This is a genomic window from Rhizobium sp. Root482 (genome assembly GCF_001426565.1).
GTDB lineage: Bacteria > Pseudomonadota > Alphaproteobacteria > Rhizobiales > Rhizobiaceae > Pararhizobium.
Genome location: NZ_LMFA01000026.1, coordinates 199,227 through 222,349, shown reverse-complemented (window position 1 = coordinate 222,349; position 23,123 = coordinate 199,227). Strand labels below are relative to the sequence as shown.

The 23,123-nt window shown below is 62.6% G+C and carries 29 protein-coding genes; 14 read left to right on the top strand and 15 right to left on the bottom strand.

Features of this window, described 5'->3' with window-relative positions; translation table 11 throughout:
* Positions 1–11: 11 nt before the first annotated feature.
* The 4 genes from ASD31_RS23945 to ASD31_RS23930 all read right to left on the bottom strand — a co-directional run bounded on the left by ASD31_RS23945 (position 12) and on the right by ASD31_RS23930 (position 2,672).
* Positions 12–956, bottom strand: a complete 945-nt coding sequence (locus ASD31_RS23945) for a rhodanese-related sulfurtransferase (RefSeq protein WP_056340075.1) — start codon at positions 954–956, stop codon at positions 12–14.
* A 73-nt stretch (positions 957–1,029) separates the two neighbouring features.
* Positions 1,030–1,386, bottom strand: a complete 357-nt coding sequence (locus tag ASD31_RS23940) for a VOC family protein (RefSeq protein ID WP_056340072.1) — start codon at positions 1,384–1,386, stop codon at positions 1,030–1,032.
* 68 nt (positions 1,387–1,454) lie between these two features.
* Positions 1,455–2,147, bottom strand: coding sequence for a helix-turn-helix transcriptional regulator (locus tag ASD31_RS23935; RefSeq protein WP_056340069.1), 693 nt, complete (start codon positions 2,145–2,147; stop codon positions 1,455–1,457).
* A gap of 57 nt (positions 2,148–2,204) precedes the next feature.
* Positions 2,205–2,672, bottom strand: coding sequence for a CYTH domain-containing protein (locus ASD31_RS23930; RefSeq protein WP_056340066.1), 468 nt, complete (start codon positions 2,670–2,672; stop codon positions 2,205–2,207).
* 178 nt (positions 2,673–2,850) lie between these two features.
* Here ASD31_RS23930 and ASD31_RS23925 point away from each other — a divergent pair, with 178 nt between their 5' ends.
* The 4 genes from ASD31_RS23925 to ASD31_RS23910 all read left to right on the top strand — a co-directional run bounded on the left by ASD31_RS23925 (position 2,851) and on the right by ASD31_RS23910 (position 5,448).
* Positions 2,851–3,489: a 2-dehydro-3-deoxy-phosphogluconate aldolase gene (locus tag ASD31_RS23925; RefSeq protein ID WP_056340064.1), complete on the top strand. Its 639-nt coding sequence runs from the start codon at positions 2,851–2,853 to the stop codon at positions 3,487–3,489.
* Between the two features lie 149 nt (positions 3,490–3,638).
* On the top strand, positions 3,639–4,418 hold the full coding sequence (locus ASD31_RS23920; protein WP_056340061.1) for a tellurite resistance TerB family protein: 780 nt from the start codon (positions 3,639–3,641) through the stop codon (positions 4,416–4,418).
* Between the two features lie 125 nt (positions 4,419–4,543).
* Positions 4,544–5,236 (top strand): GNAT family N-acetyltransferase, encoded by a 693-nt coding sequence (locus tag ASD31_RS23915; protein ID WP_056340058.1) that lies wholly within the window; start codon positions 4,544–4,546, stop codon positions 5,234–5,236.
* The gene (locus ASD31_RS23910) at positions 5,233–5,448 is read left to right on the top strand and encodes a hypothetical protein (protein ID WP_056340055.1); all 216 of its coding nucleotides are present in this window, start codon (positions 5,233–5,235) and stop codon (positions 5,446–5,448) included. The genes ASD31_RS23915 and ASD31_RS23910 overlap by 4 nt, the downstream gene beginning before the upstream one ends.
* 12 nt (positions 5,449–5,460) lie before the next feature.
* On the opposite strand, the gene ASD31_RS23905 is transcribed toward ASD31_RS23910, so the two are convergent.
* The 5 genes from ASD31_RS23905 to ASD31_RS23885 all read right to left on the bottom strand — a co-directional run bounded on the left by ASD31_RS23905 (position 5,461) and on the right by ASD31_RS23885 (position 8,677).
* Entirely contained in the window at positions 5,461–6,480 is a 1,020-nt protein-coding gene (locus ASD31_RS23905) for a nickel/cobalt transporter (protein WP_056340052.1), read from the bottom strand.
* Positions 6,474–7,115 carry a DUF1007 family protein gene (locus ASD31_RS23900; protein WP_056340048.1) on the bottom strand — a complete coding sequence of 214 codons (642 nt, stop codon included), beginning with the start codon at positions 7,113–7,115 and terminating at the stop codon, positions 6,474–6,476. Before ASD31_RS23900 ends, ASD31_RS23905 begins: the two co-directional genes overlap by 7 nt.
* A 96-nt stretch (positions 7,116–7,211) precedes the next feature.
* Entirely contained in the window at positions 7,212–8,111 is a 900-nt protein-coding gene (locus ASD31_RS23895) for a LysR family transcriptional regulator (protein ID WP_056340045.1), read from the bottom strand.
* 18 nt (positions 8,112–8,129) lie between these two features.
* Complete coding sequence (locus tag ASD31_RS23890) at positions 8,130–8,462, bottom strand: type II toxin-antitoxin system PemK/MazF family toxin (RefSeq protein ID WP_056340042.1); 333 nt, start codon at positions 8,460–8,462, stop codon at positions 8,130–8,132.
* Positions 8,459–8,677 (bottom strand): antitoxin MazE-like protein, encoded by a 219-nt coding sequence (locus ASD31_RS23885; RefSeq protein ID WP_244483949.1) that lies wholly within the window; start codon positions 8,675–8,677, stop codon positions 8,459–8,461. Before ASD31_RS23885 ends, ASD31_RS23890 begins: the two co-directional genes overlap by 4 nt.
* 539 nt (positions 8,678–9,216) lie before the next feature.
* Between ASD31_RS23885 and odc2 the strand changes: the two genes are divergently transcribed.
* The 3 genes from odc2 (at position 9,217) to ASD31_RS23870 (ending at position 11,928) form a co-directional block, all read left to right on the top strand.
* Positions 9,217–10,350 (top strand): ornithine/lysine decarboxylase, encoded by a 1,134-nt coding sequence (gene odc2 / locus ASD31_RS23880; protein ID WP_056340038.1) that lies wholly within the window; start codon positions 9,217–9,219, stop codon positions 10,348–10,350.
* An 86-nt stretch (positions 10,351–10,436) separates the two neighbouring features.
* Positions 10,437–11,027: a GNAT family N-acetyltransferase gene (locus ASD31_RS23875; RefSeq protein WP_056340035.1), complete on the top strand. Its 591-nt coding sequence runs from the start codon at positions 10,437–10,439 to the stop codon at positions 11,025–11,027.
* Between the two features lie 457 nt (positions 11,028–11,484).
* A complete protein-coding gene (locus tag ASD31_RS23870; RefSeq protein WP_056340032.1) occupies positions 11,485–11,928 on the top strand; it encodes a glyoxalase superfamily protein in 444 nt (147 codons plus the stop codon).
* 78 nt (positions 11,929–12,006) lie between these two features.
* Here the strand turns inward: ASD31_RS23870 and ASD31_RS23865 are convergent, their stop codons facing one another.
* From ASD31_RS23865 to ASD31_RS23845, 5 genes are all read right to left on the bottom strand, one after another.
* Complete coding sequence (locus tag ASD31_RS23865; protein WP_056340029.1) at positions 12,007–12,996, bottom strand: WD40 repeat domain-containing protein; 990 nt, start codon at positions 12,994–12,996, stop codon at positions 12,007–12,009.
* Complete coding sequence (locus ASD31_RS23860) at positions 12,996–14,123, bottom strand: CobW family GTP-binding protein (protein ID WP_056340025.1); 1,128 nt, start codon at positions 14,121–14,123, stop codon at positions 12,996–12,998. The genes ASD31_RS23865 and ASD31_RS23860 overlap by 1 nt, the downstream gene beginning before the upstream one ends.
* 83 nt (positions 14,124–14,206) lie before the next feature.
* Positions 14,207–14,599 carry a type II toxin-antitoxin system VapC family toxin gene (locus ASD31_RS23855; protein ID WP_056340022.1) on the bottom strand — a complete coding sequence of 131 codons (393 nt, stop codon included), beginning with the start codon at positions 14,597–14,599 and terminating at the stop codon, positions 14,207–14,209.
* Positions 14,596–14,892 (bottom strand): type II toxin-antitoxin system Phd/YefM family antitoxin, encoded by a 297-nt coding sequence (locus tag ASD31_RS23850; RefSeq protein WP_056340706.1) that lies wholly within the window; start codon positions 14,890–14,892, stop codon positions 14,596–14,598. The genes ASD31_RS23855 and ASD31_RS23850 overlap by 4 nt, the downstream gene beginning before the upstream one ends.
* Before the next feature lie 63 nt (positions 14,893–14,955).
* Positions 14,956–15,747, bottom strand: coding sequence for a creatininase family protein (locus ASD31_RS23845; RefSeq protein WP_056340703.1), 792 nt, complete (start codon positions 15,745–15,747; stop codon positions 14,956–14,958).
* A 92-nt stretch (positions 15,748–15,839) separates the two neighbouring features.
* Between ASD31_RS23845 and ASD31_RS23840 the strand changes: the two genes are divergently transcribed.
* The 3 genes from ASD31_RS23840 to ASD31_RS23830 all read left to right on the top strand — a co-directional run bounded on the left by ASD31_RS23840 (position 15,840) and on the right by ASD31_RS23830 (position 18,458).
* Positions 15,840–16,334 (top strand): MarR family winged helix-turn-helix transcriptional regulator, encoded by a 495-nt coding sequence (locus tag ASD31_RS23840; RefSeq protein ID WP_056340019.1) that lies wholly within the window; start codon positions 15,840–15,842, stop codon positions 16,332–16,334.
* A 98-nt stretch (positions 16,335–16,432) separates the two neighbouring features.
* Positions 16,433–17,461, top strand: a complete 1,029-nt coding sequence (locus ASD31_RS23835; RefSeq protein WP_056340017.1) for a LacI family DNA-binding transcriptional regulator — start codon at positions 16,433–16,435, stop codon at positions 17,459–17,461.
* A gap of 25 nt (positions 17,462–17,486) precedes the next feature.
* Positions 17,487–18,458 (top strand): 2-hydroxyacid dehydrogenase, encoded by a 972-nt coding sequence (locus tag ASD31_RS23830; protein ID WP_056340015.1) that lies wholly within the window; start codon positions 17,487–17,489, stop codon positions 18,456–18,458.
* Here ASD31_RS23830 and ASD31_RS23825 read toward each other — a convergent pair.
* A complete protein-coding gene (locus ASD31_RS23825) occupies positions 18,455–19,213 on the bottom strand; it encodes a gamma-glutamyl-gamma-aminobutyrate hydrolase family protein (RefSeq protein WP_056340012.1) in 759 nt (252 codons plus the stop codon). The genes ASD31_RS23830 and ASD31_RS23825 overlap by 4 nt on opposite strands.
* Positions 19,214–19,571: 358 nt before the next feature.
* On the opposite strand from ASD31_RS23825, the gene ASD31_RS23820 reads away from it, so the two are divergent.
* From ASD31_RS23820 to ASD31_RS23805, 4 genes are all read left to right on the top strand, one after another.
* Positions 19,572–19,796 carry an aa3-type cytochrome c oxidase subunit IV gene (locus ASD31_RS23820; protein WP_056340010.1) on the top strand — a complete coding sequence of 75 codons (225 nt, stop codon included), beginning with the start codon at positions 19,572–19,574 and terminating at the stop codon, positions 19,794–19,796.
* 193 nt (positions 19,797–19,989) lie between these two features.
* On the top strand, positions 19,990–21,147 hold the full coding sequence (locus ASD31_RS23815; protein WP_056340007.1) for a Re/Si-specific NAD(P)(+) transhydrogenase subunit alpha: 1,158 nt from the start codon (positions 19,990–19,992) through the stop codon (positions 21,145–21,147).
* 61 nt (positions 21,148–21,208) lie between these two features.
* On the top strand, positions 21,209–21,619 hold the full coding sequence (locus ASD31_RS23810; RefSeq protein ID WP_056340003.1) for a proton-translocating transhydrogenase family protein: 411 nt from the start codon (positions 21,209–21,211) through the stop codon (positions 21,617–21,619).
* Positions 21,620–21,629: 10 nt separating this feature from the next.
* Positions 21,630–23,030, top strand: coding sequence for an NAD(P)(+) transhydrogenase (Re/Si-specific) subunit beta (locus ASD31_RS23805; RefSeq protein ID WP_056340000.1), 1,401 nt, complete (start codon positions 21,630–21,632; stop codon positions 23,028–23,030).
* Positions 23,031–23,123: the final 93 nt, after the last annotated feature.

Here is a 23,123-nt window from a genome sequence, read left to right as displayed (position 1 = left end):
GGCCTTGACCCTTAGCTTCCCAGGTGCCGCTCGCCGCGCTTTCTGGCCAGCGTGATCTGCTGCTGGCGCTGGCGGTAGCGCGCGCGGTCCTCGTCGGTGCGGGCGTCGTGGCAATGTATGCAGGACACGCCCTCCTCATGCAGCGGCGATGTCAGGTCCTGCGGCGTCAGCGGCTGGCGGCAGGCGTGGCAGAGCGTGTGTTCGCCTTCCTTGAGGCCATGGGTCACCGAAACCCGGTCGTCGAAGACGAAGCAGGCTCCGTCCCACAGGCTCTCCTCGCTCGGCATTTCCTCCAAGTATTTGAGAATGCCGCCCTTGAGGTGATAGACCTCGTCGAAGCCCTGCTCCTTCATGTAGGCCGTTGCCTTCTCGCAGCGGATGCCGCCGGTGCAATACATGGCGATCTTCGGCTTTTCGGAAAGGCCGGAATTGTTCTTCACCCATTCGGGAAAATCGCGAAAGCTTTTCGTCTTCGGATCGACGGCGCCGCGAAACATGCCGATCGCCGTCTCGTAGTCGTTGCGGGTGTCGATCACCAGCGTATCGGGATCGGAAATCAGCGCGTTCCAGTCCTGCGGCGCCACATAGGTGCCGACGATCCGCCGGGGATCGATGTCCTCGACGCCCATGGTGACGATTTCCTTCTTCAGCCGTACCTTCATGCGCAGGAAAGGCATGGAGGAGGCGCGGCTTTCCTTGTGCTCGAGGCTTGCAAATTCCGGCTGGCCGCGCAGGAAGGCCAGCACCGCGCCGATGCCCTCTTCGGTTCCGGCAATCGTGCCGTTGATGCCCTCGCGGGCAATCAGCAGCGTCCCCTTCACGCCGTTTTCGTCGCAAACCTCCTGCAACGGCTGCCGAAAATCGGCGAAGCGCTCGAAGGCGGCGAAATGATAGAGCGCGGCCACCAGAAAGGGGCCGTCGGCATGGGGACGCGGGATTTTCGGCATGTCTGTCATGTGGCGTGAAATACAGGCTTCGGCCCTTTCGCGCAATTGTCTTTGCGGCCCGGCGTCACCGGGCCGCAGGCGGTCAGGCACTTTCCGGCGTGAAGACCCGCAGGCGATGACCATCGGGGTCGGTGCAGGTGAAGGTGTAATCCGAGGCCGAAGAGACAGGCTCCTGCAGGATAGGGACGCCTTTCTTGCGCCATTCGTCATGAAGGGCGTCGACGCCTTCACGACCGGCGACAAAGATCGGAAGCTCCGCATTGTCGTTCACGGTGGCGGGACGCTTTTTTCTCCTCGCCAAACCAAGTTTCAATGCATCGTTCATCAGCACGACGGCATAGCTCGGCGACAATTCCAGAGGCAAGGCGCCAAACATTGCCATGTAGAAAACGGCGCTCTCGGCCGGGCTTTCGACAGGCAGGACAAAATCGGTTTTCATGGCAGTCTCCTCCGGGTAGGTGCGGAGACGTTTCTATTCTGTTCTGCTGTCAATTTATGGCAGTAGGGTCACATGTCCTGCGTGACATTGTGGGTGCGCCGCCATTCGGCCAGCAGCCGGTCGCGCCGGCGTGGAATGCGGATATCGGTCACGGTCATCGTGCTTAGCCGATCCGTGCGGAAATGACGAAAGGCGTTGCGCAACTCGCACCATGCCGCAAGCACGCGGGTTTCTTCGAAATAGGCAAGTGCGAAGGGCCAGATGCGTCGGGTCGTCGGTTGCCCGTTGACGTCGGCATAGTCGATGTCGATCTTCATGCCCTGCCGGATTGCCTCGCGCATGGCGGGGAAGTCAGTGGTTCCCGGATGCAGTTCTCTCGTGTTGTAGACGAGTAGCGAGTTCGTCTCCAACTCATGGCGCAGGTCCGTCGGCAGAACGGCAGCGATCTTCGCCAGCGCATTATGGGCCGCGTCCTTCAGTTCGTCGTCCGTTCGGGCCGCCACCCATCGTGCCCCGAGCACCAGCGCCTCGATCTCCTCTTCGCTGAACATCATCGGCGGCATCAGGAAGCCGGGCTTGAGCACATAGCCGAAGCCGGGTGCGCCCTCGATATCGGCGCCCTGGGCCTGCAGCGTGGCGATGTCGCGGTAAAGCGTACGGATGCTGACGCCCATGCGCTGCGCAAGACTGGCGCCGCTCACGGGGCGCCGGTAGGTGCGCAGCAGTTGGATCAGGTCGAGGAGCCGTGTGGAGCGGGACATACCGCCACCTTACTGCCGGGAATTGGCAGCATCAACACTGGCATCAACGACAAAGGCTCATGCCCGCGGGATTCCGTCGAGCGCCAGGAACTGGTTGGAATAGCGCCGGTCGCCGGTGACCTCGCGGCCGATCCAGGAGGGGGGCGCAGGGTCGTCATCGACCGATGCCATTTCCACCTCGGCGACCACCAGTCCTGAAAGTTCGCCCCGATAGACGTCGATTTCCCAGAGGAAGTCGCCGACCGGCACGCGGTAGCGGGTCTTCTCGATCACCAGGCCGACCGCCTGCGAAAGCAGGTCCAGCGCGTCGGCAAGCGGCAGGTCATATTCGAATTCGTCGCGCACCAGAGCGCTCTTGCCGATCTTGACCGTCAGCTTTGCCCGCTCGCCGGCAAGGATGCGCACCCGCACCGACCGGTCTTCCATCGTCACGACATAGGCCTGTCGCAAATCCGTGCCAGCATCGGCATCGTCGCGCCAGTTGCCGGAGGAGACTAGGAATTTGCGTTCGATTTCCTTGGCCATCGGTTCTCCTGCGCTGTTGCATTGGCCGGGCAGACTACAGGGTTGAGCCTCCGTCACAAGCCCGGATGGTGCGTTTTCGATCGAGATCCGCAAGCGTGCTTGATGTGCCCGGCTCTCGACATTTTCCGCCTTTAAGAGTATCTGACCCTCACTTCAATCGTTTTAAAAGGCTACCGGCATGAGCGATAAAACCGAAAGACTTCTGACCGTCCTCAAATTGCAGCCGGTGGTGCCGGTGCTGGTGATCGACGACCTCGCTACCGCCGTACCGCTTGCCCGGGCGCTGGTCGCCGGCGGCTTGAAGGCGATCGAGATCACGCTGCGCACCACGGCGGCGCTCGAAGCCATTCGCGCGGTTGCAAACGAAGTGGAAGGGGCCGTTGCCGGTGCCGGCACCATCCTCAATGCGGCCCAGTATGAGGCGGCGGTCGAGGCCGGCTCGCAGTTCATCGTCAGCCCCGGCACGACGCAGGAACTGATCGACGCGGCCAATGATTCCGACATCCCGCTGCTTCCGGGTGCTGCCACCGCCAGCGAGGTCATGGGCCTGCGCGAGGAAGGCTACAAGGTGATGAAGTTCTTCCCGGCCGAACAGGCGGGCGGTGCCGCCTATCTGAAATCGCTGTCCTCGCCGCTTGCCGGCACGCTGTTCTGCCCCACCGGCGGAATTTCGCTGTCGAACGCGAAAGACTACCTCTCGCTTCCCAATGTCGTCTGCGTCGGCGGTTCCTGGGTCGCGCCGAAGGATCTGGTCGCGAGGGGCGATTGGGCCGGCATCACCAAACTGGCGGCCGAGGCTTTCGCGCTGCAGGGCTGAGCATTGGCCGGATGGGCGAAGGGCCGGCGCGTTTTCGCACGGCCTTCGCCTCCGACAACGATCTTTCATTTGTATTCCCTTCGTCGCATTCCTATGTCTCAATCCAAGTTCAACCGACTACGTTCAATCGGCCAAGGGAGTGAGACCGAATGTTTGACGCGAAGAAATTGCTGGATCAGTTCCTGGGCTCGCAGATTCCCGGCGCCGGCGGCACGGTGCGAGACCGCGCCGGCCAGGCCACGCAGATGGCCAAGGACAATCCGCTGGCTGCAGGTGCAATCGCCGCTGTCCTGCTGGGGACAGGCACCGGCAGGCAGGTTGCCGGCTCCGCGCTGAAGCTCGGCGGTCTCGCCGCCATCGCCGGTCTCGGTTACCAGGCCTACAAGAACTACCAGGCCGGCAAGGAACCTGCCGCCGAACCGCAGGTGCAGGCCCAGCCGGAACTTCTGCCGCCGCCGTCCGATTCCGGCTTCAGCACCGAACCCGCCGTTATGCGCAATGATTTCGTGCTCGTGTTGGTGCGCGCCATGATCGCCGCTGCCCGTGCCGATGGCCATATCGACGAGACCGAACGCGCCCGCATCATGGACAAGGTGAAGCTTTCCGGTCTGGATTCGGAGGCGGAACAGTTTCTTAACGACGAATTGAGCAAGCCGGTCGATCTCGACGGCATGGTCGCGGCGGCGCGCACCGAGGAAGAGCGCGTCGAACTCTATACCGCCTCGCGACTGGCGATCGATGCCGACAACCGGGCCGAGCGCGGCTATCTCGACCAGCTTGCCGGACGCCTTGGCCTTGCCGATGCGCTTGTCGATCATATCGAAGCGACCGTCTCCTCGGTGAAGACACCGGCCGGCGACACATCCGCCACCGAGCGCCAGACATCGGTTCCGACGATCGGCCAGCCGCCGATCAAATCGCCCTGGTGATCGATCCATCACCAGATTGCATTTGCGCCGGCGGCCACGCCGTCTTATTCCAGTAGAAAGCCTGATCGGGCCGGTTCGACGAACTGGCCCGCGCTTAGTGTTGTGATGTCTTCTGGAGCTTTGACATGCGTGATCTGACGAATTGGGCCGGCTGTCCGGCGCCGCGGCCGGTGACCCTGGAAGGGCGCACCGTCCGTATCGAGCCCTATGACCGGGAACGGCATCTGGATGCGCTCTGGCAGGCTTTCGGCGGGCTCGATATCAATGCCCGGCTGGAATATTTTTCGCAGGATAATTTCGGCGGGATCGAGGATTTCGACCGCTGGCTGACGGCGGTGCAGAAATCCGGTTGGATCACTGAAGTCTTCGCCGACAAGGCAAGTGGAAATGTCGTCGGGCTTGCCAATTACATGCGGCCCGATCCCGCGAACGGCGTGGTCGAGGTTGGGGGAGTGGCACATTCCTTCGCCATGGCCCGCTCACCGCTCTCGACCGAAGTGCATTACCTGATGGCAAGGCATGCCTTCGAGGATCTGGGCTACCGCCGCTATGAGTGGAAATGCGACAATAACAACGAGGCGAGCAAGAAGACGGCGCGGCGCCTCGGCTTCACCTTCGAGGGCGTGTTCCGCCAGCATATGCTCTCCAAGCGCGCCAATCGCGACACGGCCTGGTTCTCGATGATCGATGGTGAATGGCCGATCCTGAAGGCTGCTTTCGAAGCCTGGCTGTCGCCAGGGAATTTCTCCGCCGATGGCAGCCAGAAACGCAGGCTCGAGGATATCCGCGCCGAGTTGACACCGACGGTGACGGCATGAGCGGGCCGGAACGGAAGGACCGGTCGGCCGCGATCCCCGCCGCGATCATTCTGGTGGTCGTCGGGCTCGGTTTCTTCTTCCTGCCGGATATCATGCTTCGCCTCGGCACCATCTCGCCGTGGCTGGCGGCTGCCTTCGGCATTCTCTGCGTGCTCGGCTTCTTCCTGATCTTCTGGCTGCGCGCCCGCTTTCAGAGCCGGCGCGACCGCTGATATCACGATGCTTTACGCCTGGAGCGCGGCCGCCAGCAGGACGAGGCCGAGAACCAGCACGGTCAGGGCGCCGAAGATCTCGATGCCGTTGACGATCCTCATTGCCGATGCGCCGTTTCCGGCGTAGCGGACCGCCAGGCCCTTGGCGGTCACCGCCAGCGTCGCCAGCGCGGAAACCGTGATGGCGGTGCCGATCGACATGGCAAGGACCGAGAGTACGCCACCGAGATAAAGTCCGTTCAGGAGCGCGAAACTGAGCACGATCAGGGCGCCGGAGCAGGGGCGAAGCCCAACCGCGATCACCGCCGACCAGGCTTCCCGCAATGCGAAACGATCCCCTCTCAAAAGCGCCGGATCGGGCGCATGCGCATGCCCGCAGGTGCTGCAGATCTCGCCCCCGCCATGGCTGTGCCCGTGGTCATGGGAATGATGGCCGTGCCGGTGCTGGTCTTCGTGGCCATGCGCCATCGCCGGCGCCAGGCGAGGCGCGCGCATTGCCCGCAGCTTGCGAAACAGAAGCCAGAAGCCGAAGGCCGCGATCAGCCCGTAGCTGGTCATTTCGAGGAACCGCGTCGCCTGGGTCATCGAGATCGAGGTGCCGCGCAGCACCAGATAGGCGGCGCCCACCAGGAGGATGGCAACCAGGCCCTGCAGCAGGGAGGAGAGGAAGGACAGGGCGACGCCGCGCTTCAGTTCGATCTCGTTGGCGATCATGTAGGAAGAGATCACCGCCTTGCCATGGCCGGGGCCGGCGGCGTGGAAAACTCCATAGGCGAAGGAGAGGCCGATCAGCGACCAGAGCTGCCATGGATTGTCGCGCATGGCTTTGATCGCGCCGGTCAGCGTCTGGTAGAAGCGTTGCTGCTCCATGTTGACATAGGCGAAGAACCCGCCGAACAGGCCGGTCGTGGGAATGGACGGCTCCGCCGTGCCGATGCCGAGCGGCGATTGCGCCCAGGCCAGGCCGGCGCCGGTGACGGCAAGCATCAGGGCAAGGGCGAGCAGCCGCCCGGGCTTTTGAACTCTCAGCATTTGAACTCGATCCGGGTTGCGAACATCTTCGACATGTCGGTGCCGGCCGGATCGTTGAAGAAGGCTTCGGTCAGGTTGTCCTGGTTCTGGGCGAGCACCTCGTCCGGGTCCGGACGAACCACCTTGTGCTCGCAGGCGGCAAGCTGCGTACCGATCGGGGCGAGGTCCGCGTCCGTCGGGAAATCCATGGCCGTGTACATTGTGGGGTCGTAGACGCCGAAGGAGAGGTTTCCCTTGAGCGGCATGGGTTCGGCCGGCTTGACGGCAAACATCAGCAGCAACTGCCCGTCCTTGTAATCGGCGGTAATCGCATCGGGCTTCGTCACCTTGATGCTCTTCCCGTTGTCGACGATCGTCGTGTAATAATTATATTCCTGCAGCGAATCGAGAACGGTCTGGCCGACCTCCTGCAATTCGTCGGCATCGAGCTGCGCATTGGAATTATCGTCGTAATCCATCACCACGCTTGCCGAAAACAGTTCGTCGAACCGCCAGACATTGCGCAGTTCGGTGATCTGGTTGGTCTCGTCCGCAACAATCTCCAGCCGCGCCTCGGCATAGATATGCGGATGGGCAAGAGCCGCGCAGGGAGCAAGGCCTGCCACTGCAGCCAGGATCAGGGATGATGGTTTCATGCCGAGGTTATCCTTTGGCGAGACCGGACATTCCGGCGCCCCTGCAATGTAGGGCAAATGGGACGGAATTGGGACTTTTGCCCACAAGTCCGCCCGTCAATTTTCCGCGTTCCTGCGAAACCAGGCATGCAGGAAATCCACCAGCGTGCGCACCTTGGTCGGCAGGTAGCGGCGATGCGGATAGATTGCGTAGATGCCGCGATCCGTGGTGAGATAGTCCTCCAGGATCGGAACCAGCGTGCCCGCGGCGATCTTCGGCCGGGCGATGAAATCCGGCACGGCGGCAATACCGAGGCCCGAGACCGCCGCACGCACGGCGGCAAGAGGACTGTTGACCTCGATCGGGCCGCCGACGGGAACACTGAAGCCGCTGCCGTCCTTCTCGACAAACCGCCAATTGCTGTAGGAGCGGCCATTGGTATCGATGATGCAGGCATGCCGCGACAGCTCGGACGGATGGCCGATCGGCCCGCTTTTCTCCAGGAATGCCGGCGAAGCGCAGATATGCAACCGGAAATCGTCGAGCTTGCGGGCGATCAGCGTCGAATCTTCGAGCTTGGTGATTCGGATCGCCATGTCGAAGCCTTCCTCGATCAGATCGACGAAACGGTCGTCCGAAATGATCTCCAGCGACACTTCCGGATGAGCCTTGGCGAAATCGATCAGCGATTGGCCGATCTCGGCATCGATGAAGGTGCGCGGCGCGGAAACCCGCAGCCGGCCCTTGAGATCTGCATTGCCGGCCCGTACCAGGTCGGCGAGATTGTCGATTTCCTTCAGGATCTCGGAGGCCGTGCGGTAATAGACATGGCCGGCTTCGGTGAGCGAGAATTGCCGGGTGGTGCGGTTGAGAAGCAGGGCGCCAAGCTCGTCCTCGAGTTCGCGCACATATTTCGACAAAAGCGCCTTGGACCGCCCGATCCGCCGCGCCGCCGCCGAAAACCCCTCGGCATCGACGACATCGATAAAGGCGCGAATGCGGGTCAGGGTGTCCATCACATCTTACCACTTCTATCAGGTGTCGGAAAAACCCAAAACAAAACTGAGAATCGAATCGAGCATTCTGACTTCGTCGGGCTCGAGTTTTCCAATGACGCTTCCTGCCCGATCTTGGCGCACCGTTACCGGCTTATCTACCATGATGTAGGACGGAAGCTTCAACCCGTTGGTTGGTGTCGGCTGTAGCGCCAGGCGGAAATCGACGAGAGGCGTGTCATGGGAAGTCATCATGCAGACAATGACGGAATCGTGCTTGTCGTTCATGGCATTCGTCTGAACGACAACAGCCGGGCGTGGCTTGCCGTAATCACCGGATACGGCAACGGTGATGATGTCGCCGCGCCTCATAGGGCGGAGCTGCCCTTTTCGTTGAAAATCGATACGGCTTCGATCCAATCCATCGCCTCGGCCTCATGCTTGGGATCAAGGCTGGCAATTTGCCGCGCAATGCGTTCACGTACATCGGGAGAACGGGCATCCAATGTGACGAGGCGGATTTCACGCAGCCCACTCGTGCGGCGTCTTTCACGCATGGCCTTCATTCGTTCGGCAGCTGGCGTCATCGCAATGCCTCTTTTGTTCACGAACGAAGAGCGTAACGCGTGACGGATGGATTTTCAAGGAAAACATTCGTCTCAGATTTTTCCCAAACCCGCAAAAAAGGTCTTGATTACGACAAGGTTTTTTCTTACCTACCTTCTTGCCCAAAGTCGCACGTGCCCGTGGGTGTCCGCCGATCCTCGATGTGGTGAGGAAATCGGTAAGGTACCTGGAACTAACCCCTCCAGTCGCTATTCCGGCCAACCGGGAAATGCGAGGACATTCGAAGCAACGACGGTGCGGGCCTTTTTGTTCTCTGCCGGCTTTCCATCAGCCGGGGTTACTGAAGAGGCACACCTTCATTGCCGGACGTGCGGTAGGGTTCTCCTTCCAATCAATGGCAGACAAAGCGGACCAAAGCTCCTGGCAGGGCGTTGGTCCATCATTCGCGCATCGTGCGCATGTCTGGATCCGGGGTCTCCACCGGCTGGTTCCGGGACGTGTTCTCGTATGTCCTTTGTCCTCCGCGTTTCGCGGAGCCTACCTGATTGAGGATTGAACCATGGCGACTGCACGCATCATCGACTTCCTGAACACCCGACGTCCCGAAGGTCCGTGCCTCGTGGTCGATCTCGACGTCATCAGCGACAATTTCAAGGCTTTCCGTCATGCCCTGCCGGACAGCGCGATCTATTATGCCGTCAAGGCCAACCCGGCGCCGGAAGTGCTGCGTCTGCTTGCGTCCATGGGTTCCAATTTCGATTGCGCCTCCGTCGCCGAGATCGAAATGGCGCTCAAGGCCGGCGCGACCGCCTCGCGCATCTCGTTCGGCAACACGATCAAGAAGGAGCGCGATGTCGCCAAGGCGCATGCGCTCGGCGTTTCGCTGTTCGCCGTCGACAGCCACGAGGAAGTCGAGAAGATTTCCCGTGCGGCTCCCGGCGCGCGCGTGTTCTGCCGCGTGCTCACCGATGGTGAAGGCGCCGAATGGCCGCTTTCGCGCAAGTTCGGCTGCGTGCCGCAGATGGCCGTCGATGTGCTCGTCTATGCCCATCAGCTTGGCCTTGCCTCCCATGGCGTCTCGTTCCATGTCGGTTCGCAGATGACCAAGGTCGATGCCTGGGATTCGGCCCTTGCCGATGCCAAGCGCGTCTTCGTGCAGCTTGCCAAGCAGGGCATCGAACTGAAGATGGTCAATATGGGCGGCGGTTTCCCGACCAAATATCTGCGCGACGTGCCTTCGGCGGAAGCCTATGGCCAGGCGATCTTCGCCTCGCTGCGCAAGCATTTCGGCAACAACCTGCCCGAAACGATCATCGAGCCGGGCCGCGGCATGGTCGGCAATGCAGGCGTGATCAAGTCGGAAGTCGTGCTGATTTCGAAGAAGTCGGACAATGACAACCATCGCTGGGTGTTCCTCGACATCGGCAAGTTCGGTGGACTTGCCGAAACCATGGACGAGGCGATCCGCTATCCGATCCGCACCGCGCATGATGCCGACGAGATGGAGCCTTGCGTCCTGGCCGGCCCGACCTGCGATTCGGCCGATGTCATGTATGAGAAGAACATGTATCCGTTGCCGGTCTCGCTCACCATCGGCGACGAGGTCCTGATCGAGGGCACCGGCGCCTATACGACGACCTATTCGGCCGTCGCCTTCAACGGTTTCGAGCCGCTGAAGGCCTACGTCATCTAACGGTTTGCTCCGGTTTCGGCCGGGGCGGCCAACTCACAATTTTCCTTCATCGCCGCTCATAACGGTATTGGGTACGGGAGGCCGGGATGGCCGCTGTTCTTGATTCTGTCCGCGCGTTCTTCGCGCAGAATGCCTTTACCATCGACATGGAAAATCCGGGCGATGTCGTCGCGCGTGAAAACCTGCTCGACCGTGCCATGGGGCCCGGCCGCCGCCGCAAGTCGTCCGAAACCCTGCGCCGTGGCCGCGTGCCGGCCGAGGGCCTGGCTCTGGTTGCCCGCGATGCCGACGGTCATGTCGTCGGTACGGTTCGCCTGTGGAATGTCGAGGCGGGCGTCGGTCGCGACGGCGCGCCCGTGGATGCGCTGCTGCTCGGGCCGCTCGCCGTCGATGCCGGCCATGAGGGCAGGGGCATCGGCGCCGCCCTGATGCGCGCCGCCATCGGCGAAGCCAAGGTGCGCGGCCACGGCGCCATTCTTCTGGTCGGCGATGCCGCCTATTACGAGCGGTTCGGCTTCTTTGCCGAAAAAGCCGCCCATCTGGTCATGCCCGGCCCGTTCGAGCGTGCGCGTTTTCTCGGCCTGGAGCTCAAGCAGGGCTGGCTGGACGGCGCTGCCGGCCTGCTGGTTGCCAGCGGAAGAAAGCTCTCGCAGCCGCGTTTTCGCCGCGCGGCGTGATTTTTTTCGTCCCCGTTTATCCCCGCTACCCGAAACCATGGCAGTCTGTAATGGTCTTCAGGCGCAAACCGGGTTCGCGAACCGGTCTTCGCCGCCGGTGCGGTCCGGTCCTGGAGATGGCGTGGGAAAAACGGGAAAAACCCGCCGATCCGGCGCCGGGCAGGCAGCAAAGCCTGACATAGACGACCAAGACATTGCCGCTGCCTGCCTGCCTTGCACGAGCGCCGCTCCGGAGTCCCGACTGTCTCCGGAGCGGGGTTTCGGTATGCGTGAAATTGACAGGCTCGGCGGAATGGCCTACAGGCTGCGCCAACGGGTGAGAGCCCCGGCCGCCCGCAAGCGTCAAGCTTTGGTGAAGTCTCTCTTCTTCCATCCGGTCGTCCATCCCCATGGCGTGCGAACGGCGGCAAGGCGGGCTCCCTCCACAAACGGCACGCTCCATGTTTGGAGACCTCAGATGCGCGGACAGATTCCGCTTCCGTCACTCGATGCCCTCAAGGACCAGGCGAAACGGCTTCGCGCCGGCCTCTCCCTTGCCGGGCAGGAAATCACCCATTCGAAATCGCTGGAGCTTCTGGCGGTGCAATACGGCTTTCGCGACTGGAACACGCTCCACGCCAAGGTCGGCAACCGCCCGCCGCTCGATCCATGGATGCTCGGCTCCAAGGTCAGGGGTCATTATCTCGGCCAGCCCTTCGAGGCGAAAATCCTCGGCGTCCAGGCGGTCACCGCCCAGCCCGGCCGCTACCGGTTGACGCTGGATCTCGACGAGCCGGTCGACGTCGTCACCTTCGACAGTTTTTCGGCCTTCCGTAAACGCGTCCATTGCACGATCGACGAGACCGGCCGCACGGTGGAGAAAACCTCGAACGGCCGGCCGCATGTGGAACTTGCCTGGTAGGGAGAGCCTTGGAAACGCGATCCGACACCGCGGGAATGCTTATCCTCGCGGCGTCGGACTGTTCCTTTGTCTTGCGGATCATCCGGCGATATCGACCACGCCGCAATCGCCCGCTTCACTGCCGAAGGCCAGCTGGCGGCCGTTCCTGTTCCAGGCCATGGCGGTAATGGCGCCCTTGCCGGGACGGCGCAGCAGCACTTCCTTGGAATCGGCGAAGCGTACCACCATGATCATGCCGTCGGCATAGCCGATCGCGACAATGTCCTCGACAGGATGGCAGCAAACCTGGGTGACCATGATATTGGCGCGGGTGCCGAGTTCGAGCGGCGCCTTGCCCATAGGTCCGTCCTTGGCCTGGAAAGGCCAGACGATGGCGGCCGGCGCGCCGGACGAGGCGAGCCATTTGCCCTTGGCCGACCAGGAAACCGATTTGATCTTGGCCGGATAGCCGGTCATGCGCATATGCCGGGTTTCGCCGCCGGGCTTGGTGTCCAGCTTCCAGCCATGCAGGGCATTTTCCTGCATGGAGGTGACCACGAAACGGCCGTCGGGCGAGAAGGTGACGCCGGTATGGGCGCCCTTCCATTCCAAATCGACCGGCTGCCCGGCCATCGCCACCCAATGCAGCGAAACGCCGTTGTAGCGCGACAGCGCGATGCGCAGGCCCTTGGGCGCAAAGGCGATGCCCTCGACGGTGCGCTCCTCGGTGAAATCCTTGACGCTGCCATCGGCAAGCCGCACATGCGCCGTCTTGCCATAGGCGTAGGCAACCGATCCTTGCGGTCCGGCCGCGACCTGCGAGATCCATTTGCGCGGGACGCTGGCAATCTCCTCGACCGCCCCATCTCCTCGGATGCGCAGTACCTTGCCGTCCTCGCCACCGGTCAAAAGCGTGTCGGTCGCGTCGTCGCGAATAGAGGAGAGCAGCCCCTCATGCGCTTCCACGGTCTTGTGCCCGTGGTCTAGGCGATGGATCAGGCCGGAGGATTCGGCAAAGAACGGCACGTCGCCGAGAAAGGCCACGCCGGCGACATGACCGTCGAGATCAAGAGGAGCGACTGTCGGCATCAGTGGGCTGCAGCCTCGGCGGGAGTGGCCTCGCAGGCCTTGAAGGTGCGCTCCAGCTTTTCGCGGTCGAGTTCACGGCCGATGAACACCAGGCGGCTTTCGTGCTTTTCGCCGTCCTTCCAGGGGCGCTGGTGGTCACCCTCGATGATCATGTGGACGCCCTGGACGACATAGCGCTCGGCATCGCCCTTGAAGGCGATGATGCCCTTCAGCCGCAGGATGTTGGGTCCTTCCGACTGGGTGATCTTCTGGATCCAGGGGAAGAACCGGTCCGGGTTCATCTCGCCGCCGCGCAGCGAAACGGACTGCACCGTCACATCATGGATCGGCGAGGGGGCATGGTCATGATGGGCATGATCATGGTGCTCATGATCGTGATGGTCATGGCCGTGGTGATCGTGATCATGATGGTGATGATGATCGTGGTCGCAGTCCGGGCCGCAGGCATGATCGTGGTCGTGGTGATCCTGGTCGAGGAAATGCGGCTCGTTCTCGAGTGCCCGCTCCAGGTTGAAGGCGCCCTGGTCCAGCACCTTGGTCAGGTCGATCTGGGAACGTTCGGTGCGGTGGATGCGGGCCGACGGGTTGATGGCGCGCACGGTCGCCTCGACTTTTGCCAGTTCTTCCGGCGTCACCAGGTCGGTCTTGTTCAAAAGCACGACATCGGCAAAGGCGATCTGGTCTTCGGCTTCGCGGCTGTCTTTCAGGCGCAGCGGCAGGTGCTTGGCATCGACTAGTGCCACGACGGCATCGAGCTCGGTCTTGGCGCGTACATCGTCGTCCATGAAGAAGGTCTGGGCGACCGGCACCGGATCGGCAAGGCCGGTGGTCTCGACGATGATGGCGTCGAAACGGCCGGGGCGGCGCATCAGGCCTTCGACGACGCGGATCAGGTCGCCGCGCACCGTGCAGCAGACGCAGCCATTGTTCATCTCGTAGATTTCCTCGTCGGACTCGACGATCAGGTCGTTGTCGATGCCGATCTCGCCGAACTCATTGACGATGACGGCATATTTCCGCCCATGGTTTTCCGACAGGATGCGGTTGAGCAGCGTCGTCTTGCCGGCGCCGAGATAGCCGGTGAGCACGGTCACGGGAATAGGCTTGGGTGCGGATGCTTCGGTCATGGGAACCTCGGGAAAGGGAGCGCGGGGCAAAGGATGATGGCCTTCATATAAGAAGGAGAACGGCCAGTTCCAACTGTTTTGTTTCAGACGCGCGCAATTGCGGAGACAACATCGGTGCGGGAAAAATCATTGCCGATATAGAGCAGCGGGCAACCGAATTCCTTGGCGGTCGCATAGGCAAAGCAGTCGCCGAAATTCAGTCCGGCGGGATGAATGCTCTTTCCCCACATCGCATTGGCTTCGGCCACCAGCAGGGCGCGTTCAGCCGTCACGGGGACGATTTCGGATATGCTGGCGTGCAAAAACTGCTCCATCGTGCTGGCGAACCCACGCCTCCTGGAAACGATCATCGCCTCCACGAACGTGCCTGCCGATATCAGTACCCGGCTTTCATGTTCCAGAATTTTCTGGCAAGCCGGTGCGGATGGTTCGTGTTGAAGGATTGCGACCAAGGCGGACGTATCGACGACGATCACGCCGGCAGACCCGTCTCGTCATCATAGAGGAAATCCTGGCTTCTCGCCGCATCCGGACCAGGCGGCAGGTTCTTCCGTCGAATTTCTTCCTGCAGTTCCTGGATGAACTTATCGCGTGCGACAGGGTCTTCGATGAAGGTCGTCACTTTCTCGGTGCTTCCGTCAAGGCGATGGACTGGTTCCAGCCGTACCGTTTCACGGCCATTCACCGTCAACACGATCTCCTGTCCTTCGGAGGCGAGCCGAACGAGATCGGTCAATTGCCCTTCTGCGTCGGCAATGGATATGCGCATGGCTATCTCCAGCATCTTTCCTTCCCGTATTATGATATCGGGAAGCCGCACGGACAAGCATTTTCAAGCCAGCATTTCCACATCGAACCCCGCCACATCCTCCAGCAGTTCGATGATCCCCGTTACCGCATGCGCGATCAGCCGTTCGCCTTTTTCAGCGGTCGCGGCGGCTGCATTGCCTGCGACGCCGGCTTGGTTGAGGTCGGACATCTTCCAGCCGAAGGCATGCGGGCCGTAGGCGCGCAGATGCTTGAAGCGGGCTGCAAATTCGCTCTGGCGGGAGGCGAAGTTCTCGGCTTTTTCCATTTCCACCCGCTCGGGATGGAGCGCCAGCATCACCGAGGTCTCGATGTCGCCGCCGTGGATGTCGGTCGCCTTGTCCTTGGGGTCGATCCAGCCCTCCGGTTGCCCGAAGCGCGTCCAGCTCGTCGCTACCGCCAGCATGCCGAAGCGTATCCGCGCCTCGGTGGCGACGATCGTCATCAGCGGCGAATTGCCGCCATGGGCGTTCAGCATGACGAATTTGCGAATGCCCTGATCGTGAAGTTCCTGTGCGATGCCGAGCCAGCGGTCGATGGCGTCGGAATAGGACAGCGACCGCGTGCCCTCCACATCCATGTGCTCGATCGAATAGCCAACCGGCTCCACCGGCAGGAAAGTGACGGGCAGGGCAGGCGGCAGGCAGGGGATGATCCGCTCGACCAGCCCCTCGGCGATCAGCGTATCCGTCTCGAAGGGCAGGTGCGGTCCGTGCTGCTCATGCGCGCCGAGTGGCAGCACGACGATCCAGTCCCGCCGGTTGGCGGGCGTGAGACTGGAAACATTGTCTTTCCAACGACGTGCCGGCAATGCCATGTTCATCTCGAATTCGGTTGTGCTTGCGGTTGGAGCCTTCTACCTGTCATACAGGGGAGCGCTCGCCGTGCAAGGAATTTGGCGGAGGACCGATGGGAAAGAAGAGCAAGGCCGAAAAGAAATCGAAGGGCAAGAAGAAGCACGATGCCCTCGCCGAGACGCAGGATTTCGCTTCCGTGCTGGCGCAGGCCGCGCGCTCGATGCGCACCGTCCTGTCGCGCAACCTGCTTGAAAGCGGTCTCTACGCCGGCCAGGACGGCGTCATGCTGGCCCTTTCGAACAATGACGGGCTGACGGCCGGCATGCTGGCGGCCAAACTCGGCGTCAAGGCGCCCACAATGACAAGAACCATCGGTCGCATGGAGGCGCAGGGATTTCTGGAACGCCGGGCCGACGAGGAGGATGCCCGGTTGACGAAGGTCTATCTGACGACCAGCGGCCGCGACCGTCTGGAAACCATCGCCGCTGCCGGCCGAATGTCCGAGGAAATGGCGACCCGCGGCCTCAGCGAAAAGCAGGTCAGGACCTTGATGAAACTCCTACGCGCCGTCGACGGCAATCTGCAGGGCTCCGCAACGCCCGAATAAGCCTGCCCTCCGCCCTTGATTTGTCGATTGCGGCGGCAATTTAAACAGTTTAATGAGGGTTTAAAAGAACGATATTAGCAGGACCTCAAGAGGGAAACGTGGCGCAGAAGATCAAGCTTTCGACCATTGCCGAGACGCTCGGCGTGTCCACCGCCACCGTTTCCCTTGCCCTGCGCGACAGCCCGCTGGTTGCCGCCATGACCCGCGACAAGATCAAGGAGCAGGCCCGCGCACTCGGCTATATCTACAATCGCCGCGCCGCCAGTCTGCGCACATCGCGCTCGGGCATCATCGGCGTCGTCGTGCACGACATCATGAACCCCTTCTACGGCGAAATCCTGAAAGCCATCGAGGCCGAACTCGACCGCGACCGGCAGACCTTCATCCTCTCCAACCATTACGACTCGGTCGAAAAGCAGCGCGCCTTCATCGAAACGCTGCTGCAACTGGGCGGCGACGGGGTCATCATGTCGCCGGCCATCGGCACGCCGCCCGAAGATATCCAGCTGGCCGAGGACAATGGCATGCCGGCCATCCTGATTGCCCGCTCGATCGAGGGGCTCGACGTGCCGATCTTTCGCGGCGACGATGCCTATGGCATTTCGCTTGCCACCAACCATTTGATCAGCCTCGGCCACCGGGTCATCGCCATGGTCGGCGGCACCGACCAGACCTCCACCGGTCGCGACCGCTATCAGGGCTATGTGCATGCGCTGCGCAAGGCCAATATCGAGGTCGATCCGGACCTGCGCATTCCCGGGCCGCGCACCATGCAGGGCGGTTTCGAGGCGGCGGTCCATCTTCTCTCCCTGCCGCAGAAGCCGACCGCCGTCGTCTGCTGGAACGACCTCGTCGCCATCGGCATGATGAACGGCATTGCCCGCGCCGGCCTGGTTCCCGGCCGCGATGTCTCGGTCACCGGTTATGACGATCTCGAGGAAGCCTCGATCGCGATGCCGGCGCTGACCACCGTCTGGAACGGCCAGTCGGATGTCGGCCGCAGTGCCGCCCGCGCCCTGCTCGACAAGCTCAATGGCAGCCATGAGCCGGACGGCATCCACCTGATCAAGCCGGAAATGCGCATCCGCCAGTCGACCGGCCCCTTGCGGCCGCCTTCGACCGAATAGACCCACGGACCGCAGGAGAAACAGAATGCAAGGCCGCCCCACCATCGTCGTGCCCGGCAGGATGAGCGAATTCGTGCGCGAGCGCCTGCCGGATCATTTCCAGCCGGTGTTTCTCGATGCTGCCGATCCGGCGCTGGTCACGGCGGATCTGGCCGCCTCGGTTTCCGGCATTGCCATCCAGGGCAAGCTTCCCTCGGGCTTCGTAGACGCCTTTCCCAATCTCGAGATTATCGCCAGTTTCGGCGTCGGCTATGATGGCGTCGATGCCGCCCATGCGGCGGGCCGGGGCATCGTCGTGACCAATACGTCGGATGTCCTGAGCGAGGAGGTGGCCGATACCACGATCGGCCTGCTCATCAATACGTTGCGCCGGCTGCCCGCCGCCGAGCAATGGCTGCGGCAGGGGCGCTGGGCGAAGGAGGGACCTTTTGCGCTCTCGCCGCTGACATTGCGCGGCCGCACGGTCGGTCTTTACGGGCTGGGGCGGATCGGCCGGGCGATTGCCCGCCGTCTCGAAAGCTTCGGCGTCTCCATCGCCTATCACACCCGCCAGCCGCGCGATGACCTTGCCTATGCCTATTATCCGACGCTGGTGGAAATGGCCGGGGCCGTGGATACGCTCATCGTCATTGTGCCGGGCACGGAAGAGACCCGCAGAACAGTCAATGCGGAGGTTTTGGCGGCGCTCGGAGACGAGGGCGTGCTGATCAGCGTCGGGCGTGGCACGACGGTGGACGAGGCGGCGCTTGCCGATGCGTTGCAGCGCGGCGTCATTGCCGCCGCCGGCCTCGATGTCTTCGAGAACGAGCCCTATGTGCCCGATGCGTTGCTGGCGCTTCCCAATGTTTCGCTGCTGCCGCATGTCGGTTCGGCCTCGCGGGCAACCCGCAAGGCCATGGGCGATCTGGTCGTTGATAATCTTGTTTCGTGGTTTAAAACCGGCGCGGCGCTGACGCCGGTGGCGGAAACGCCCTTCAGGAGGCGCAAGCCCGTCTAGGCTTTCGCCCTCTCGGCGGCATAGGTCCGCACGGCATCGCCAAAGGCCTTGAACAGGGTCGAGGACGGGCCGTCGCGGCCGACCCAATATTCCGGATGCCACTGTACGCCGACGGCGAAGGCCTTGGCGCCGATCACCGAGACGGCCTCGATCGTCCCGTCCTCGGCGATGGCCTCGATGGCGAGGCGCGGGGCAGCCTTGGAAATCGCCTGCCGGTGCAGGGAATTCACCTGTACCTCGCCGGCACCGAGCACGGCGGCAAGACAGCTTCCCTCCTTGACGATCACCGACTGGCGGATGCCATAGGCCATGTCGAGTTCCGGCACGTCCGGCTTGCGGTGGTCCCACATGCCGGGCATGTCCTGGATCTCGCTCGCCAGCGTTCCGCCGAGCACGACGTTGAGTTCCTGGATGCCCCGGCAGATGGCGAGCATCGGTATGCCGCGCTCCAGCGCCCGGCGGATCAAAGGCAGGCTGGTTGCGTCGCGGCCCGGATCGAAGGGGCCGTCGGTCTCGCTCGCTTCCTGGCCATAGAGCGACGGATGGACATTGGTGCGCGATCCGCTGACAAGCAGGCCGTCCACCCGGTCGAGGATATCGTCCGCCTCGTTGCCGCTTTCGAGCGCCGGGACGAGGAATGCCATCACGCCGGAGCCGTCCAGGGCGGCGCGGACATATTGATGCGGCGTCGCATGCCAGACATTGCCGTCGAAGGTCCTGAAATCGGCCGGTATGGCCACAACGGGTTTGGGCATCGGGATCTCCGCTGGCGGCTCCCCCGGGGTCACGGGCAGAGTCGTGGCTGAATTCGCATCCTCAAGCCATTGCCGCCGCGGCAGGCAGAAGTCAACGGGGTCTGCGCGGCAGGCGGTGCGATAATGCACGCCGCCCTGTCTGGCGGTGGCAATCGGCGTTTTTCCGGTGAAGCAAACCCTTATGCCGCAGGTCGCGATTGCGGTTATCGTTGCGCTTGACTGCGTCTTTGTGTAAGGGCACCTATGTGCAAGCGGTGCCGCAAGGCATGCGGATGCGTATCTTGTGGCTTTAGGACGAAGCGCGGGCGGCCGCCCAAGGGCAGGCGGAGTGCCGCGGCATTTCAGGGAGATATCGACGATGGCTGAACATCATTCCGGACCGGTGGAAACAGGTGCGCCGATGGATTATGCCGAGCATGAAAAGACCTACGACTTTTTCATTTCGGCAACAAAATACAGCACGCTTTTCTGCGTCACCCTTTTGATCGCCATGGCGGCTGCCTTCTTTACCAGCGCGGGCTTCTTCACGGCACTGGTGCTCTTCATCCTTCTCAACATCGCCGGTTTCGTGCTTCTGCGCTGAGCGGCCATCCCCATTCTCGTGAAAGCGGGCGCCAGGGAGTGGGCGCCGGCTTTTGACGGCCCGCCGGTTTCCGCCAGGCCGTCAAGGACCATGTGCCGATCTTCCGCAAGGAGATCGGGCGGAGAAGACGGGTTCCGACGAACCCGCAGATCGTGTGGTTTGCCATATCGAAACCGCACCAGGGAGGAAGCCTGTGGCAGAGACCGTATTCATACCGCGTGAGACTTTCCCCGGCGAGGGACGGGTCGGCGGCTCCCCCGATAGCGTCAAGAAGCTGGTCGCACTCGGTTTCGACGTCGTCGTCGAGACGGGCGCCGGTTCCCTGTCGCGCATCCAGGATGCCGATTTCGAAAAGGCGGGCGCCCGCATCGGCTCGGCCACGGACGCCGCGAGCGCCGATGTCGTTCTGAAGGTGCGGCGGCCCTCGTCGGCCGAGATTTCCGGTTACAAGGCCGGCGCCGTCGTCCTGGCGGTCATGGACCCGCATGGCAATGAGGACGCGTTGGCCGACATGGCGAAAGCCGGCCTGTCGTCGTTTGCGATGGAACTGATGCCGCGCATCACCCGCGCGCAGTCGATGGACGTGCTCTCCAGCCAGGCCAATCTCGCCGGCTACCAGGCGGTGATCGACGCGGCGTCCGAATTCGACCGTGCCATGCCGATGATGATGACGGCGGCGGGCACGGTCCCGGCTGCCAAGGTGTTCGTCATGGGCGCCGGCGTTGCCGGCCTGCAGGCGATCGCCACGGCGCGGCGGCTAGGCGCGGTGGTTTCAGCCACCGATGTGCGGCCCGCCTCGAAGGAACAGGTCGCCTCGCTCGGCGCCAAGTTCATCGCTGTCGAGGACGAGGAATTCAAGGCGGCTGAAACCGCCGGCGGCTATGCCAAGGAAATGTCGGCCGATTACAAGGCCAAGCAGGCGGCGCTGACCGCCGAGCACCTGGCCAAGCAGGATATCGTCATCACCACGGCGCTCATTCCAGGCCGTCCGGCCCCCCGGCTCATTACCCGCGATATGCTGAAGGCGATGAAGCCCGGCTCGGTCGTCGTCGACCTGGCGGTCGAGCGCGGCGGCAATGTCGAAGGCGCCAGTGCCGATGCGGTGGTCGAGGTCGAGGGCGTCAAGGTCGTCGGCTATCTCAACATGCCCGGCCGCATCGCCGCTTCCGCCTCGACGCTCTACGCCAAGAACCTCGTCACCTTCCTCGAGACCATGGTCGACAAGGAGAAGAAGGCGCTTGCGCTGAATGTCGAGGATGAACTGGTCAAGGCGACGATGCTGACCCATGGCGGCGCGGTCGTTCATCCGAATTTCGCCGCGGCGCCGGAGGCGTCGGCAGCGACAGCCTGAAAATTGCAAAGGCGCGCCGGTGCTTCGGGGAGAAGCGCTGCCGCCCGAAGGGAGATGTTTGATGGCCAATGACCTTCTCGACAAGGCGATAGGCGAGCTCGACCGGGCGGTCGAAGCGGTGCATGCGGCAGCCGAATATGTACCGGAAGCGGCGGGGGCCGCCGTGCACGGATTGAGCGGAGGCGCGATCGATCCCTTCGTCTTCCAGCTGGCGATCTTCGTCCTGGCGATCTTCGTCGGCTATTACGTCGTCTGGTCGGTCACGCCCGCCCTGCACACGCCGCTGATGGCCGTCACCAACGCGATTTCCTCGGTCATCGTCGTCGGCGCGCTGCTTGCCGTCGGCATTTCGGCCAGCGGCCTCGCCACCGGCTTCGGCTTCGTGGCGCTGGTGCTTGCCTCGGTGAACATCTTCGGCGGCTTCCTGGTGACGCAGCGCATGCTCGCCATGTACAAGAAAAAAGACAAGTGAGGCTGTCCAGATGAGTGCCAATATCGCAGCCTTCCTCTATCTCGTCTCCGGCGTCCTGTTCATCATGGCGCTGCGCGGCCTGTCGCATCCCACAACCTCGCGCCGCGGCAATATCCTCGGTATGGTGGGCATGGGCATCGCCATCGCCACCACGCTTCTGCTTGCCACGCCCTCCTTCGGCGGCCTGCTGCTGATCCTTCTCGGTCTTGCCATCGGCGGCGGCGCCGGCGCCTATATCGCCCGCTCGATCGCCATGACCTCGATGCCGCAGCTGGTTGCCGGCTTCCATTCGCTGGTCGGCCTTGCCGCCGTGCTGGTGGCGGCGTCCGCGCTCTATACGCCATCCTCCTTCGGCATCGGCGAGATCGGCGAGATCCACGGCTCGGCACTAGTGGAAATGGCGCTCGGCGTCGCCATCGGCGCCATCACCTTCACCGGCTCGATCATCGCCTTCCTGAAGCTCGACGGGCGCATGTCGGGCAAGCCGATCATGCTGCCCTTCCGGCATGCCATCAATATCGTGCTCCTGGCGCTGATCGTCTTCTTCATCATCAGCCTTGCCGCGACCGAAAGCCATTTCGATTTCTGGGCGATCGTCGTCCTGTCGCTGGCCCTGGGCGTGCTCCTGATCGTGCCGATCGGCGGCGCCGACATGCCGGTGGTCGTCTCGATGCTGAATTCCTATTCCGGCTGGGCTGCGGCTGGCATCGGCTTCACGCTCGGCAACCTGGCGCTGATCATCACCGGCGCGCTGGTTGGGTCCTCGGGCGCGATCCTCTCCTACATCATGTGCAAGGGCATGAACCGCTCCTTCATCTCGGTCATTCTCGGCGGCTTCGGCGGTGACAGCGCGTCTGCCGCCAGTGATGATGGCGTGCAGCGCAGCGTCAAGCAGGGCTCGGCCGACGATGCCGCCTTCCTGATGATGAACGCCTCCAAGGTGATCATCGTGCCCGGCTACGGCATGGCGGTGGCGCAGGCGCAGCACGCCGTGCGCGAGCTTGCCGACAAGCTGAAGGAAAACGGCGTCGAAGTGAAATACGCCATTCATCCGGTCGCCGGCCGCATGCCCGGCCATATGAACGTTCTGCTCGCGGAGGCCAATGTGCCCTATGACGAGGTGTTCGAGCTGGAAGACATCAATTCCGAATTCGCCCAGGCCGATGTCGCCTATGTGATCGGCGCCAACGACGTCACCAATCCGGCGGCCCGCGACGACAAGACCTCGCCGATCTACGGCATGCCGATCCTCGATGTCGACAAGGCCAAGACCTGCCTCTTCGTCAAACGCTCGCTCGGCTCCGGCTATGCCGGCATCGACAATACGCTGTTCTACAAGGACGGTACGATGATGCTGCTCGGCGACGCCAAGAAAATGACCGACGACATCGTCAAGGCCATGGCACACTGAACCTGTAATGCCGCTCATTCGAGCGGCATTACACTGATTTCGTCTCCGATTTTCCTTCCCGTACGATGGTTTAATCGAAATTCAACTGTCCTC